Here is a 13,789-nt window from a genome sequence, read left to right on the forward strand (position 1 = left end):
CGCGCCGACGTGTTCGACCTGGCGCAGCCGATGCGACGCGGCATGCCGCAATCGCCCAACCACCCCCGTACCGCATGCTGTTGGAACGCCGCCACGGCGACATGGTCCGCGCCGACGGCGGCTCGGCGGCCAACGAACTCATCGTCACCGGCGGCCACGTCGGCACGCACGTCGATGCCCTCGCCCACGTGTCCCACGACGGGCGCGTGCACGGGGGCGCTCCGGCCGCGTCCCTGCAGAGCCACAACGGGTTCAGTGCCCTGGGCATCGACACGTTCACGCCCTACGTGGGGCGGGCCGTCCTGCTCGACGTCGCCCGACTGCACGGCGTCGCAACGCTGCCGGCCGGACACGAGGTCACCGCCGACGAACTGCGCGCGGCCGAACGCGACTCCGCCCCGGTGCGCGCCGGCGACGCCGTCCTCGTCGGCACCGGCTGGTCCCGCCACTGGCACGACCCCGACACCTTCGTCGGGGCCACCGACGGAGCACCCGGACCGGGTGAGGACGCCGCACACTGGCTGGTCGAACGCGGCGTACGCGTCGCCGGCGGCGAGACCATCGCCTTCGAGCGCATCGCACCCGGGCGGGGCCACGCCACCCTGCCCGTACACCGCATCCTCCTGGTCGAGGAGGGCATCCACATCGTCGAGACGATGCGCCTGAACGAACTCGCCGACGCGGGTGCCACCGAGTTCCTGCTCGTCCTCGCCCCGCTGCCGCTGGTGGGCGCCACCGGCGCCCCCGCCCGACCGCTCGCGGTGGTGGACCGTGGCTGAACCGCCCGGCACCGACGCCCCCTACGCACACCGACTCGCGGCGTTCGCCGCGGCGTGCCGCGACCGCCCCCTGCCCGAGGTCGTCCTCGACGACGTCACCGGCCGGATCCTGGACACCGTCGGCAACTGCCTCGCGGCCCTCGACCTCGACGACCCCGCCGAGCCGCATGTCGCGATCGCCCGCATCGCACACCGCTCGGGCGGGGCCCGCGAGGCGTCCATTCCGGGATCCGCCGACCGGCTGCCGGCCGATCGCGCCGCGCTGATCACCGGGACGCTCGCGCACGCCCTGGACTTCGACGACACCCACCTGCCGTCGGTGCTCCACCCCTCGGCGTCCGTCGTGCCCGCCGCGCTCGCCGCCGGCGAGGCCGCCGGCGCCGACGGCGCGGCCCTGCTGGCGGCGGTGGCGGCGGGCAACGAGGTGTGCGTGCGGTTGGGCGCCGCCTCGTACGACCCGGCGCTGCGCAATTCGGTCTTCTTCGAGAAGGGTTTCCACGCCACCTCGATCTGCGGCACCGTCGGCTCCGCCGTCGCCGCGGGGATCCTGTACGGCCTGACCGAGCGGCAACTCGCCGATGCGATCGGAATCGCCTGCTCCATGGGCGCCGGCGTCATCGAGGCGAACCGCACCGGGGGAACCGTCAAACGTATCCACTGCGGATGGGCGGCCCACGCCGGGATCTCCGCCGCCCAGCTCGCCGCCGAGGGCGTCACCGGGCCCCCGACGGTCCTCGAAGGCAGGTTCGGATTCCTGCGCGCCTACCTGGACGACGCCTGGCACGCCGACCCGCTGCTGGCGGGCCTCGACCGCATGGACGACCCGGACCACTGGGAACTGCTGCGGACCGTCTACAAGCCGTACCCCTCCAACCACTTCACCCACCCCGGGATCGACTGCGCCCTCGCCCTGCGGGCCGACGGACTCGACCCCGACACCGTGGAATCCGCGGAACTGGGCGTGGCGGCCGCGCCGCTGCGCACCATCGGCGAACCGCGCGAGCACAAGATCAGACCCACGACGCCCTATCACGCGAAGTTCTCCGGGCCCTACACGGTGGCCTCCGCGCTGCTGGGCGGCGGCGGCCTGGGGCTGCACCTGGACGACTTCTCCCCGACGGCGTTCGCCGACCCGCGGCGCCTGGCCCTGGCCGCCAGGGTCACCGTCGTGCCGGACGCGGTGTGCGACGACGAATTCCCCCGCGCGTTCAGCGCGGTCCTGCGGGTGCGGACCCGGGACGGCGCACGGCTGGAGCATCGGGTCCACTCGTCCAGGGGCGGCCCGGGACGGCCCCTGAGTCTGGAGGAGTTGGAGACCAAGTACCGGCTCAACGCGACCCGGGTCCTGTCCGGCGCCGACGCCGACGCCCTCGCCGCGCGCATCCGGGGCCTGCGCGACCGCCCCGCGCTCACCGGGCTGCTGCCCGGTATCCGGTAGCCGATCGGGTGCGGCCCGCCCTCGGGGAGCGGGCCCCACCCCTGTCACGACGCGCCGCCCCTACACGCGGCGAACGGCCGGTGGCCGGCTCAGGTCGCGCCGGCCGCGGCCAGGATCCGGCGGGCGTTGCGGACCACCGCCTCGTCGATCATCCTGCCGTCCTCGTCGGTGCCCACCGCCTGTCCCGCGGCCAGCCCCGCCTCGAAGCGCGCGACCAGCCGTCGGGCACGCTCGACGGACGCCGCCGACGGCGTGAAGACGTCGTGCACGACATCGAGTTGATCGGGATGGATGCACGCGCGCGAGCGATAGCCCAGGCGGCGCAACCGCTCCGTGGAACGCCGCAGCGACACCTGATCACGGTAGTCGGTACACACCGGCCCCACGGGGGGATCCAGGCCGGCGGCCGCCGACGCCAGTACCAACCGGGTGCGGATCGCCAGGAGTTCCGTCTCGTCGTCGCCGGGTTCGATGCCCAGTTCCGCGCACAGGTCCGCCTCGCCGATCTGGAGCTGCACCACCCGGGGCGCTCGCGCGATGGCGGGTGCGTCGAGGATGGCGGCCGCGCTTTCCAACAGCGGGGACACGCGGGTGTGCCCCACCTCGACTCCGGCCTCCTGTTCCCGCTCGGTGAGCACGCCGTGCAGGGTGAGCAGGTCGTCGGGGCCCTCGCACTTGGCCCGGCACACCCCGCGCAGGGCGGGCGCGACGACGGCGCGGGCGTCCGCCAGGCCCGGTGCGCCCGGGTTGACGCGGACCCAGATGGCGCAGTCGCCGTCCGGATCCTGCCCGGCCACCCATCGTGCGACCCGGTCCCGGGCGGCGGATTTGGCCGCCATCGGCACGGCGTCCTCGAGGTCCACGATGACGGCGTCCGCGCCGCGGGACAGCGCCTTGTCGAGCATCGCGGGCCGGTCGCCGGGAACGTACAGCCAGGAGCGGGCGCTCACGCGTGCCCCCGGTCCGCGCGTGCGGCGCCCCGCTCGCGACGATCCGTGGCCGGGACGACGCCACGGGTTGCCGGGATGGTGCCGATGACTTCCATGTGACTCCTCGATGCGCCCGTCGCGGGCGCGGTGCGCGGTCGTGGGGCGGGATGCCTCGTCACCCTAGGCGCGGCCGCCGGCGGGATCAAGATTTCGTTTCGCTGTGCGTACCCACGTTTCGTTTCGAGCGCTCTTCGGCGCGGCAGATATGGCCGAACGCGACAACGACGAGGTCGGAACGTCGCGTTCGGCACCTGCACCAACCCGGGGAACGCTGTTAATTTCCTGGGGCGGAACGCCGTTCCGACTGATGGCGCCGGATGGCCCGAGGAACCGGGAGAGCGGATGAACCGAGACGAACAGGCGCCCGCCTACCGGGCGTTGGCCCTGCAAACCGCGTGCCGGGCGGTCAACGCGCTGAACGACACCGACGCGCGGACCGCGATCATGGGCGCGATCGACCGCATCGACGCGCAGATCGGCGCAAGCATCGCGTTCCTGGGGCCGGACGTGCGCCTGGTCGTGCTGCCCGAGTACGTCCTCACCGGATTCCCGATGGGCGAACCGGTCGACGCCTGGGCCCGCAAAGCGGCACTCGCGCCCGACGGCGCCGAATACACCGCGCTCGCGGCCGTCGCCTCCCGCCACGGGATCTTCCTGGCGGCCAGCGCCTACGAGAGCGACCCGCACTTCCCCGGCCTGTACTTCCAGGCGAGCACCGTGCACGACCCGTCGGGAACGTGCGTGCTGCGCTACCGCCGACTCCACTCGCTGTACTCCCCCACCCCGTACGACGTATGGGACCGCTATCTGGAGGTCCACGGACCGGACGCCGTCCTGCCCGTGGCCCGCACCGCCATCGGCGCCCTCGCCGCGATCGCCTCCGAGGAGATCCTGTACCCGGAACTCGCCCGCGCGCTCGCCCTGCGCGGGGCCGAGGTCTTCGTACACTCCTCCGCGGAGGCCGGCAGTCCCCTGGCCACGCCCAAGGACATCGCCAAATCCGCCCGCGCGATCGAGAACCTCGCCTACGTCGTCTCGGCGAACACCGGCGGCCACACCGGAACCGCGATCCCGGCCGCCTCCACGGACGGCCTGTCCAAGATCGTCGCGTTCACCGGGCAGGTCCTGGCCGCCGCCGGGCCGGGCGAATCGATGGTCGCCAACGCCGAGATCGACCTCGCCGCGCTGCGCCGATACCGGGCACGCCCGGGCATGGGAAACCTGCTCGCCCGCGTCAAGTGCGGCCTGTGGGCCGCCGAGTACGCACGCCACGACGTCGAACGCCCGCGCGACCTGGGCGGCGCGATCCCCGACCGCGGGTACTTCGCCGAGCGCCATCGCGAGAGCCTGGACCGCCTGCGCGAGGCGGGAGTCGTGCCCCGATGACGCCCACCCCGCGCGGCGCGGACAACCGGGTCCCGCTCGATGCCGCCGCACCCGTACGCAACCCGCGCACCGGCGAGTTCGACCACGTCCTCGCCGCCCCGACGCACGACGAACTCGCCGCGTCCTGTGCGCGTCTGCGCACGGCCCAGCCGGCCTGGCTGGCACGCGGCCCGGCCGGACGGGCATCGGTCCTCGAACGCTTCGCCGACCGGCTCGAAGCACACCGCGACTCGATCGTCGACGCGCTCACCGTCGACACCGGCCGGGTCGTGGAGTCCCGCCTCGAAGTCGAGATCACCGTCGCCGGACTGCGGCGGTGGGCGGCCCAGGCCCCGGCACTCCTGGAGCCGGGTCCTTCGCGCCGTTCGCAGGTCCCGTGGATCGCCATCCGCCCCGCCCACCGGCCCCATCCGCTCGTGGGTGTGATCAGCCCCTGGAACTTTCCGCTGCTGCTCGCGCTCATCGACGCGATCCCGGCGCTGGCGGCCGGCTGCGCCGTGCTCGTCAAACCCAGTGAGGTCACCCCTCGGTTCGTCGCCGCCACCCGCGCCGTGCTGAGCCTGGAACCGGAACTGGCGAGCGTCCTGGAGATCGTCGAGGGCGCCGCCGGAACCGGTCAGGCAGTCATCGCACAGGTCGACGCCGTCGCGTTCACCGGCAGCGTGCCCACCGGACGCGTCGTCGCCCACGCCGCGGCGGAGCGGCTGATCCCCGCGTTCCTCGAACTCGGCGGCAAGGACGCGGCGGTGGTCTGCGCCGACGCGGACCTCGACCACGCCACGTCCGCGATCCTGTGGGGCGGGACGGCGAACGCCGGGCAGTCGTGCCTGTCCATCGAACGCGTCTACGTCCAGCGTGGGGTCTTCGACGCGTTCACCGCGCTGCTCGCCGACAAGGCCCGCCGGGTGGGACTGGCCCACCCGGACCCGTCCGCCGGCGGCCTCGGGCCGATCATCGACCCCGCGCAGGCCGACATCATCGACGCCCACCTCGCGGACGCCTACGCCAGGGGCGCCACGGCCCTGACCGGCGGGGCGTTCGAAACCCACGACGGAGGCACCTACCTCCGCGCGACCGTGCTGACCGACGTGGATCACCGCATGCGCGTGATGACCGAGGAGACCTTCGGCCCCGTCCTGCCGGTGATGCCGTTCGACACCGTCGAGGACGCCGTGGCCCTCGCCGACGACAGCCCCTACGGCCTGTCGGCCGCCGTGTTCGCCGCCGACGTCGACGCCGCCGCGGCCCTGGGCGGCCGACTCGCGGCGGGAGCGATCAGCGTCAACGACGCCGCGCTCACCGCCGTGCTGCACGAAGGCGAGAAAAACGCGTTCAAGCAGTCCGGCGTGGGCGGCTCGCGCATGGGACCGGCCTCCATCGACCGTTTCCTGCGCCGCCAGTCACTGCTCGTGCACGAACCCACGACGGTCGATCCCTGGTGGCACTCCCTCTGATCGGCAGGCGACGCTCCGCGGTCCGCGGCGCCGTACCACGTACCCGCAACTCATCCAGCTCCGAGAAAGGACCACGTTCGCATGGGAATCCGCGAAGAGATGACCACCCTCGTCCGACACGAGGGCGAGTGGGAAGGCACCTACGTCTACATCGACGAGGACGGCACCGTGACCGACCGGCATCACGCGCACCTGACGTGCGCGTTCCCCGGGGAAGGGGCCTACCCGTACATGCAGACGAACCGCTATCGCTGGGACGACGGCCGTCGAGAGGAGTTCCGGTTCCCGGCCTCCTACGCGGACGGGCGGATCCTGTTCGACACGGAACGCATGAGCGGCCACGCGTGGGACGTGGACGAGCGGATCACCGTGCTGACGTGGACGTACAAGCACGACCCCTCGGGCTACTTCTACGAGATGATCCACCTCTCCGAGGACGGCAACGCGCGTTGTCGCACCTGGCACTTCATCCAGGACGGTCGATGCACCCGACGCGTCGTCATCAACGAACGCCGCGTGCCCGCCTGAACGACGGCGATCCATCCACCTCCCGGCGCGGGCCCGGGCGACGGGGCGGCCGGCGATGAGTGCGACCGCTTCGAGCACTGCGATGGTGCGGCCGGCATCGACGGTATGGAAGTAACTGCCCCTGCTCAAAAGGTGGTTCTCCTTCTCGGCTGCGAAGGCGGCGGACGCGCGCTGCCGTTCGCACGCGAAGAAGGCGGTGGTCGCGGCACTACGTGTGGTCGGGGGCTTGGGCGACGTCGACGGTGGTCTCCTCGCGCGGGACGACGCGGCGGCGCACGAGTACGCCGAACACACACGCGGCCAGTCCGAACGATCCGACGAGGGCGAAGGGCGCCGCCGGACGCCAGTGGTCGTACAGGTAGCCGCCCGCGAGGGACACGACCAGGATTCCGGAGCTGCCGCAGAACGCGAAGACGCCGTAGGCCGAACCGCGTACGTCGCGCGGCGCCTGTTGGGCGAGCAGAGGGCCGCTCGCGGTGATGCCGGCGACCTCGCCCAGGCCGATGGCGATCGCGACGGGGATCATGCCGGGTCCGAGCGGGTCGTGGATCGACAGGGCGCTCAGATAGGCGGTACCGGACATCCCCAACGCCAGGATCACGGCGTCCTGGCGGCGCAGGCGGTCGCTGACGCGGCCGAACACCGGGGCGCCGATCAGCGCGGCGGTCTGCGCGATGGCCACGACCAGGCCCGCTCGTGCCACCGCGTCCGCGCTGCTCATCCCGCGAGCCTGCTCGGCGTGGTCGCTCACCCACAGGGCCAGGAAACTTCCGACGATCGCCAGGTCGGCCCGGGAGACGAAGGCGGCCGCGTAGGCGAGCGCGACTCCCGGGTCCCTGCCCGCCTTCACCCCTTCGCGGATGAGAACCGTCAGGGGCACATGCCTGCCGACGCGGCTGACCCGCCGTGGCGACAGTCGACGGTGCAAGACCGCGGCCAAGGCGAGGATGAGACCCGCGACGAGCGCGAAGGCGACGCGGGTGGCGGCGACGGGGGAAAGACCGGTGTGCTCGAGGATGCTCGGAAGACGGACCAGCAGCAGCACCGAGCACAGGGCGCCGAGACCGTTCATGACGCCGTTGAGCCCTCCCGCCCGGCCGCGGAACGCCGGCGCCGCGTAGTCCGCGACGATGATGCCGATCATCCCGGTGAGCCCCGCGGCGCCGAGCGCGAACACGATGCGAAACGCCAGCAGTACGCCGAACGATCCGGCGAAGGGCATCAGGACCAGTCCGACCGCGCACACGACGAATCCGGCCACCAGGACGGGGCGCCGACCCCGGCGATCGGCGACTGCTCCGTAGACGGTCATCGTGGCGAGCAGCACCGCTTCGGCGGCGACGTTCAGCCAACCGACGACCGAGCCGCGGTCGTCGTCCGCGTATCCCAGCAACTCGGTGAGCAGGTGGGGGGTGATCGCGGGCACGAAGGTGAGGGTGGCCACGACCGCCAACGAGGCCAGGAAGCAGGCGGCCATGTGGGCGCGGGTGATGCCTTCGGCGAGGACCAGGCCCCCGTATCGGGGTGGGCGGGTGTCGTGGTCGTCGGCGGGGGGCGCTGGTTCCATGGACACGATGCCTCCGATGGGTGGGCGGAGTCGCCGCGGGGCGGCCCGCGGCGACGGGGTCAACCGCCGTGCTGGAGACGGACGTTCGCATCGACGAGGTCGCCGACCACGTAGACGTAGAAACCGGCCGCGGCGTCGCCGAGGCGGGCGCGCAGCCACATGGCGCTCCACTTGGCGGCCGTGTCGACGGACACCTCCTGGGGCAGGGTGGGGATGTTGGCGTCCGGCAGCGCGCCGACGGGGTTCTGCGTGTCGGTCACGCCGTAGTGGTTCGCGCCGTCGAGCACGATCAACGCCTTGCCTCCGCCGCTCATCGCGTCGTAGGTGGCCTGCCCGGCCGCGAGGGAGGCGCGTCCGTCCAGGGAACCCTGGATCAGGGCGACGGGTACGCCGGCGGTCTCGATCGGGTCCGCGCCGGGCACACCCGGGGCGGCGGAGTTGGTCCCGTACAACGCGGCCGCGCGCAGTTGCGGGGGCCTAGCGTCGGTGGGGTCGACGCAGAACGGCGGTTTGCACGTGCCCTCGACGGCGTACAGCGCGGCGACGCCGCCCGCCGAGTGGCCCAGCAGAACCAGATTCGCGGTGTCGACGCCGCCGGCGACGGGTGAGCCCGCCCGCCCGTCCTCCGCCGCCATCCACGCCGCCGCGTCGTCGACCTGCCTCTCCTCGGCGAACAGCATCGGTCGGCCGAAGACGATGCGTTCGTGGTCGGGCACGACCACGATGAAGCCGTACGAGGCCACGGTTCTCGCATAGCGGGCGTATGCGGCGCGCGGGACGTCGGCGCCCTGCAGCAGCAGGGCGACCGGATATCGGCGGCCTCGGGTGTGCTGCGGGTGGTAGACCGTGGCGGGGTCGCCCGCCACGGTCGCCTCGTATTCCCCGACGACGTCGACGCGTTCCACGACGGCGGCGGGTGGGTTCGCGGCCCGGGCGGGCGCGACGCCGGCGGTGGCCGGAGCGGCGGCGAGCGCGCCGGCGGTGACGACGGAGGCGAGACAGACGACGAGCGCGTGTCTCGCGCGAAGACGCAGTGCCATGGAGTCCTCCCGGCGACGGCGGAACGAGGCCACGACGAGCGGGCCATGATGTTTCCCCTATGGAGACATTGTTCCGCTTTCAATCAGGAGTATTAAGCGCCCGTCGACGGCGTGCGTCAAGGCCGCCGGCCGGGAATCGACAGTGCCGACTCTTGTTTCGGCATGTACCACACAGTAAAACTGTGTTTCCCTCTCGGGAATACGTGAGGCGCAGGCGGAGCTGCCGAACCAGCAGTGCCGGAAGGGCGGTTGGTCATGATCCATCCCGTCGAACCCCCGCACGACCCCATGCACGACGACGCCGGGCGGCCGGGACCGCCTGCAGTCGAGACCGGGCCGGCCGTCGAGACCGCGGGGACGGTCGCCGCACCGGTGATCGCCGCGTTCGCCGCGGGGCTGCCCGTCGGTGCCCTGGTCCTGCTGGGCGACGCCCTGGGCGGTGTCGTCGGCATGCCCGTCAAGGCGGTGCGCTACATGCTGCTGACGACCGTGCTGCTCACGGCGCTCGCCGCGGCGGCATCCCACCGTTGGCCGCGTGCCGGGGATGCGCGCCGTCCCGGCACGGTCTCCGGCGTCCTCGCGTGCGCCCTCCTGGTCGTCGCGGCGCTGGTGCCCACCGTGACCGTGTTCGGTGCGGCGCTGCTCGCGGTCGGACTGCCGGCCGGCCGCGCGGTGGCCGCGGCTCGGCGATCCCCCGTTCTCGGCGGGCGGGCCGCGACGTGGTGGTACGTGGCCGTCCTGTCGGGTCTCGCGTCCGCCGGTGTGGTGTGCGCGCTGTTGCCCGACGATCCCGAGAGCGCGCTCGCGATCTGCGCGGGCGTCGCGGGAGCGCTGCACCTGCTCGTCGCCGTCGGCGGAACCGGGCGGCGGACGACATCGACGCTCGCCGCCGGCGTGGTGTCCCCTCGTCGGAGGGCGGCCGTCCCCCGCACGCTTGCGGCCGGCTACGCGGGCGCGGCGTTCGCGTTCGTCGGGGCGAGCGTCGTCCTGACGGACCTGCTCCTGTTTCGATGGACGATCCTGGGACCGGGCGTTCCGTGGCGGTACACGGCAGCCCTGACCGCCGCCGCCCTCGTGCTCGCCCTGTCGACCGTGGGCGCTCGCCGCCCATCCGCCGCGGGGAGCGCGCCGGTTCTCCTGATGGCGGCCTCGACCGGCCCCGTCCTGGTCGCCACCGCCCCCGGGGACCTGACGTCGGTGGCGGGCCTGACCGTCGCGGCCGCGGCGAGCGCGCTCGCGGCGATCGGCCTCGACTCTCGGATCCGGGCACTCGATCCCGACATGCGCGGAGCCGGTCCCATCTCCTGGGCGTTCCTCGGCGCGGTCGCCGCCGTCGTCTGCCGTTGGGGACTGAGCCGCCTGCTGTCCGCCGAGGACGCCTCGGTGCTGCTCGCCGCGCCCGTCGCGATGGCGGCCGTGGCCACCGCGTACGGCATGCGCTCCACTCGCGGGCGGACGGCCGCCGTCGGTATCCGCGCGTCCGGGAAGAGCGCGGCGATCGTGGTCGGCGCCGCCGTACTCGCAACCGGCCTCCTCGGCCCGGGAAGTGCCCCGATCGCCCACGCGGCCGAGGTACCCACCGTCGAGGTCACCGCGACCAACGCGCTGAGCGCGGGGCAGAAGGTGACCGTCACCGGACACGGATTCCGGGCCGGTCTCAGGGCCGTCGCGGTCGGGCAGTGCTCCGAGGGCTACACCGGTCCCCACCAGTGCGCCCTGACCGCGGGCGCGACCTTCGTCAACGTCGACTCGCACGGCCGGCTGCCCAAGGTCGTGCTGACGATGGTGACTTCCGTACACGAGGTCGACTGCCTCACCCGCCAGTGCGTGATCGGCGTGGGCCCCCTGCCCGGTTCGAATCCGCGGGCACTGGTGGACGCCAACACGGTCGACGTCCGTCTCGGGTTCACCGGCGGCGCCGTCCAGGGCGACACCCGCACGAGCATCCCCTCCGCCGGCGGCACCGCCGCGACCGAACCTGCGGGCACCGGCGACATCTCTCCCCTGCTCTGGTCACTCACGCTCGGGTTCCTCGTCGTGTGCCTCGGAGTCGTCCTGCGGCTCCACCACGCCCGACCCACCCGGTCCACCGACACCGCGTGACCACCGTCCGTCCACCGCACGACACGGCCGCCGGCGCGGCCGGAAAGGGATCGAATCCATGGGTTCTCACGAACACGGCTGGTGGATCCTCCTGCACGTGGTGCTGTTCGTCTTCTGGCTCGGCGGTGACCTGGGAGTGTTCTGGTCGAGCCGCTACGTCCTGCGATCGGAGCTGACCCCCGCGGCGCGGCACACCGCGCTGCAGATCATGCTCGGCCTCGACCTCGCCCCACGCGTCTGCCTCGTCCTGTTCCTGCCGAGCGGAGTCACCCTCATGGCGCTGGAACCGCACGGGGCGGACGTGTTCACGTGGTGGAACGTCACGCTCGTGTGGTTGTTCGCCCTCTTGTGGCTAGCGCTCACCGTGCACGAGCACGTACGCCACGGCAGCCGGCCCCTCGTCCCGCGCGTCGACCGCTGGATCAGATTCGCCGTCGTGGGCGCCATGTTCGCCGCCGGTCTGTACACCGTCGCCGCGCACGAACCCTTCGGCGTCACCACCGATCCGCGCTGGCTCGGCGCCAAGGTCATGCTGTACGCCACCGCGATCGCCTGCGGCCTCGGCATCCGGATGCGACTGCGCCCCTTCGGCCCCGCCTTCGCGGAACTGATGTCCAAGGGTTCGAACATCGACGTCGAACGACGCCTCGAACGATCGATCGAGGGCTGCCTGCCGTTCGTGTTCGGCATCTGGATCTCGATCCTGGCCGCCGCGGCCCTCGGCATCCTCAAGCCGGGTGCACACCTCTGACGCGCGAGCCCGCATGGGCGCCCGTACCCGGATCCGAGCCGACACCCGGTTCGGATCACCCGCCCACGCGTCGTTTCAGGCGCCGGGGTCGTAGCCGAACTCGGCCGACAGGCGTGTGGCGGCGGCCACGACCGCGGGGGCGCAGTCGCCCAGTCGGGTGCGGAAGCGGGTTTGCGGACCGGCGACGCTCAGGGAGGCGATGACGACCCCGTCGTGGTCGAGCACGGGGGCGGCCACGGCCACCGCGCCGTCCTGGCGTTCGCCCACCGACATCGCGTATCCGCGCTTGCGGATCGCGGCAAGCTCCCTGCGGAGTTTGTCCACCTGCGTGATGGTCTTGGCGGTCAGTGCCTCGAGTTCGCGCTGTGCGAGGTATCCGTCGATCTCGCCGTCGCTCAGGAACGCCAGCATCGCCTTGGAGGAGGCTCCCGCGTGCAGCGGGTAAGGGGTGCCCAGGATGACCTCGATGCGCAACTCCTGTGCGGGAACCACCTGATCGACGTACAACCGCGCGTCGCCTCGACGCACCGACAGCGTCGCGGTCTCGCCGCACTCGTCCGCCAGGCCGCGGAGTTCGGGGGCGGCGAGCAGGCGCAGGTCGGTGCGGGCCAGATAGGCGCGGCCCAGCGCGACCGCCGCGGGCCCGAGGGCGTAGCGCCGGGTGGTGGGGTCGGCGCTGATCAGGCGACGGGTGCGCAGGGCGGTGAGGATCCGATGGACGGCGGCCTTCGTCAGGTTGAGTTCGGTGGCGATCTCCGTGATGCCGAGGTCGGGCCTTCCGCTGCGCCCGAACAGGAGCAGGACGTCCATCGCGCGTTCGACGGCGGCGATGGATCTGCTGCTCGCTTCCTCGACGTCCAGGGTTGTCGTCGAACGGCCGTCCACGCTTTCCTCCTTCGAACCGGATGTCGAGTGTACCGCGTGGCGTCGCATGGTTTCCCCATGTGGAACGCCGTACGTATTCGGGGGCGATTCGTCCCGGGGCAGGCGAATGCCCCGCTCCGGCGGAGCGGGGCACGGCGTCAGGATGTGGCGTGGGTGCGTCGTCGTCGCCATGCCAGGAACCCGGCGCCCGTGACGACCACCACGGCACCCGCCGCGCCCAGCACGATCGCCGTCGTGTGGCCGGTGCCGTCGCCTTGCGCCTCGGTGTTCGTGCCGCCCAGGACGAGGACCGTGGCCGGGTCGCGGGGTTCGCACGGCACCTGGATCGTGCGTCCCTTGTAGGCGACGTCGAGGACGAAACGCCCGGGGGTGACGGTGGTGCGTCCGGTGGCGGTGAGGGTGGTCCTGCCGGTCATCTCGCCGATGGGCACGGGACTGCCGGGCGCGACGGCGGGGTTCTTGCGGGGGCTGGTCATGGTGACCGTGCCGTTGTGGGCTCCGGCGAGGGCGAGGGTGCCGGTGGTCTGCATGGAGTCGGTGTCGTAGGGGGCCGGTCCGGCGAGTTGCGGTACGGGTTCGGAGGTCCAGGTGAACGTCACCTCCTGTCCGGTGGCGGGTGCCTCGGGGGTGGCGGTGAGGGAGAGGGTCACCGGGGCGGGCGTGTCGCCGGCGAAGGGGACCTGGCAGGTGTATTGGACGGTGCCGTGGGCGGCGTGGGCGGAGGGTGCGGTCGCGAGTGTGATCCCGAGGCCGGCGAGGGCGCACAGTGTCGTGGCGGCGAGGGTGGGTCGAGGTCTCATGGCGGCTCCCGGGGAGCGGCCGGCCGGTGGGCCGGGCGTGGGGACGTCGAGGGCGCGAGCTGGTGTCGG

General features: G+C 72.7%; 12 protein-coding genes. 7 read left to right on the top strand and 5 right to left on the bottom strand.

Annotated features, from left to right (window positions below):
- Window positions 1-74: 74 nt before the first annotated feature.
- Together B4N89_RS00645 and B4N89_RS00650 are read left to right on the top strand one after the other, a co-directional pair.
- The gene (locus B4N89_RS00645) at window positions 75-779 is read left to right on the top strand and encodes a cyclase family protein (protein WP_235618414.1); all 705 of its coding nucleotides are present in this window, start codon (window positions 75-77) and stop codon (window positions 777-779) included.
- Window positions 772-2,217 carry an MmgE/PrpD family protein gene (locus B4N89_RS00650; protein WP_078973914.1) on the top strand — a complete coding sequence of 482 codons (1,446 nt, stop codon included), beginning with the start codon at window positions 772-774 and terminating at the stop codon, window positions 2,215-2,217. The genes B4N89_RS00645 and B4N89_RS00650 overlap by 8 nt, the downstream gene beginning before the upstream one ends.
- Window positions 2,218-2,306: 89 nt before the next feature.
- On the opposite strand, the gene B4N89_RS00655 is transcribed toward B4N89_RS00650, so the two are convergent.
- Window positions 2,307-3,167 carry an HpcH/HpaI aldolase/citrate lyase family protein gene (locus tag B4N89_RS00655; protein ID WP_101896957.1) on the bottom strand — a complete coding sequence of 287 codons (861 nt, stop codon included), beginning with the start codon at window positions 3,165-3,167 and terminating at the stop codon, window positions 2,307-2,309.
- Window positions 3,168-3,548: 381 nt separating this feature from the next.
- Between B4N89_RS00655 and B4N89_RS00665 the strand changes: the two genes are divergently transcribed.
- The 3 genes from B4N89_RS00665 (at window position 3,549) to B4N89_RS00675 (ending at window position 6,574) form a co-directional block, all read left to right on the top strand.
- Entirely contained in the window at window positions 3,549-4,592 is a 1,044-nt protein-coding gene (locus B4N89_RS00665) for a nitrilase-related carbon-nitrogen hydrolase (protein ID WP_078973916.1), read from the top strand.
- Window positions 4,589-6,046 carry an aldehyde dehydrogenase family protein gene (locus tag B4N89_RS00670; RefSeq protein ID WP_078973917.1) on the top strand — a complete coding sequence of 486 codons (1,458 nt, stop codon included), beginning with the start codon at window positions 4,589-4,591 and terminating at the stop codon, window positions 6,044-6,046. The genes B4N89_RS00665 and B4N89_RS00670 overlap by 4 nt, the downstream gene beginning before the upstream one ends.
- A gap of 81 nt (window positions 6,047-6,127) precedes the next feature.
- Window positions 6,128-6,574, top strand: a complete 447-nt coding sequence (locus tag B4N89_RS00675; RefSeq protein WP_078973918.1) for a DUF3598 domain-containing protein — start codon at window positions 6,128-6,130, stop codon at window positions 6,572-6,574.
- A 208-nt stretch (window positions 6,575-6,782) separates the two neighbouring features.
- Here B4N89_RS00675 and B4N89_RS00680 read toward each other — a convergent pair whose 3' ends face one another.
- Both B4N89_RS00680 and B4N89_RS00685 read right to left on the bottom strand, forming a co-directional pair.
- The gene (locus tag B4N89_RS00680; protein ID WP_078973919.1) at window positions 6,783-8,141 is read right to left on the bottom strand and encodes an MFS transporter; all 1,359 of its coding nucleotides are present in this window, start codon (window positions 8,139-8,141) and stop codon (window positions 6,783-6,785) included.
- A 59-nt stretch (window positions 8,142-8,200) separates the two neighbouring features.
- Window positions 8,201-9,181 (bottom strand): alpha/beta hydrolase family protein, encoded by a 981-nt coding sequence (locus B4N89_RS00685; RefSeq protein WP_078973920.1) that lies wholly within the window; start codon window positions 9,179-9,181, stop codon window positions 8,201-8,203.
- Between the two features lie 255 nt (window positions 9,182-9,436).
- Here B4N89_RS00685 and B4N89_RS00690 point away from each other — a divergent pair, with 255 nt between their 5' ends.
- Together B4N89_RS00690 and B4N89_RS00695 are read left to right on the top strand one after the other, a co-directional pair.
- Complete coding sequence (locus tag B4N89_RS00690) at window positions 9,437-11,284, top strand: neocarzinostatin apoprotein domain-containing protein (RefSeq protein ID WP_078973921.1); 1,848 nt, start codon at window positions 9,437-9,439, stop codon at window positions 11,282-11,284.
- A 58-nt stretch (window positions 11,285-11,342) separates the two neighbouring features.
- Complete coding sequence (locus B4N89_RS00695) at window positions 11,343-12,035, top strand: hypothetical protein (protein ID WP_078973922.1); 693 nt, start codon at window positions 11,343-11,345, stop codon at window positions 12,033-12,035.
- A 75-nt stretch (window positions 12,036-12,110) separates the two neighbouring features.
- On the opposite strand, the gene B4N89_RS00700 is transcribed toward B4N89_RS00695, so the two are convergent.
- Both B4N89_RS00700 and B4N89_RS00705 read right to left on the bottom strand, forming a co-directional pair.
- On the bottom strand, window positions 12,111-12,920 hold the full coding sequence (locus B4N89_RS00700; protein ID WP_201260766.1) for an IclR family transcriptional regulator: 810 nt from the start codon (window positions 12,918-12,920) through the stop codon (window positions 12,111-12,113).
- Between the two features lie 137 nt (window positions 12,921-13,057).
- Complete coding sequence (locus B4N89_RS00705; protein ID WP_078973924.1) at window positions 13,058-13,720, bottom strand: LPXTG cell wall anchor domain-containing protein; 663 nt, start codon at window positions 13,718-13,720, stop codon at window positions 13,058-13,060.
- Between the last annotated feature and the right edge of the window lie 69 nt (window positions 13,721-13,789).

It is taken from the genome of Embleya scabrispora, from assembly GCF_002024165.1.
GTDB lineage: Bacteria > Actinomycetota > Actinomycetes > Streptomycetales > Streptomycetaceae > Embleya > Embleya scabrispora_A.

Coding starts and splice junctions, on each gene's coding strand:
- B4N89_RS00645 (WP_235618414.1), top strand. CDS start 75: ATGCTGTTGGAACGCCGCCACGGCGACATGGTCCGCGCCGACGGCGGC.
- B4N89_RS00665 (WP_078973916.1), top strand. CDS start 3,549: ATGAACCGAGACGAACAGGCGCCCGCCTACCGGGCGTTGGCCCTGCAA.
- B4N89_RS00670 (WP_078973917.1), top strand. CDS start 4,589: ATGACGCCCACCCCGCGCGGCGCGGACAACCGGGTCCCGCTCGATGCC.
- B4N89_RS00675 (WP_078973918.1), top strand. CDS start 6,128: ATGGGAATCCGCGAAGAGATGACCACCCTCGTCCGACACGAGGGCGAG.
- B4N89_RS00680 (WP_078973919.1), bottom strand. CDS start 8,141: ATGGAACCAGCGCCCCCCGCCGACGACCACGACACCCGCCCACCCCGA.
- B4N89_RS00685 (WP_078973920.1), bottom strand. CDS start 9,181: ATGGCACTGCGTCTTCGCGCGAGACACGCGCTCGTCGTCTGTCTCGCC.
- B4N89_RS00690 (WP_078973921.1), top strand. CDS start 9,437: ATGATCCATCCCGTCGAACCCCCGCACGACCCCATGCACGACGACGCC.
- B4N89_RS00695 (WP_078973922.1), top strand. CDS start 11,343: ATGGGTTCTCACGAACACGGCTGGTGGATCCTCCTGCACGTGGTGCTG.
- B4N89_RS00705 (WP_078973924.1), bottom strand. CDS start 13,720: ATGAGACCTCGACCCACCCTCGCCGCCACGACACTGTGCGCCCTCGCC.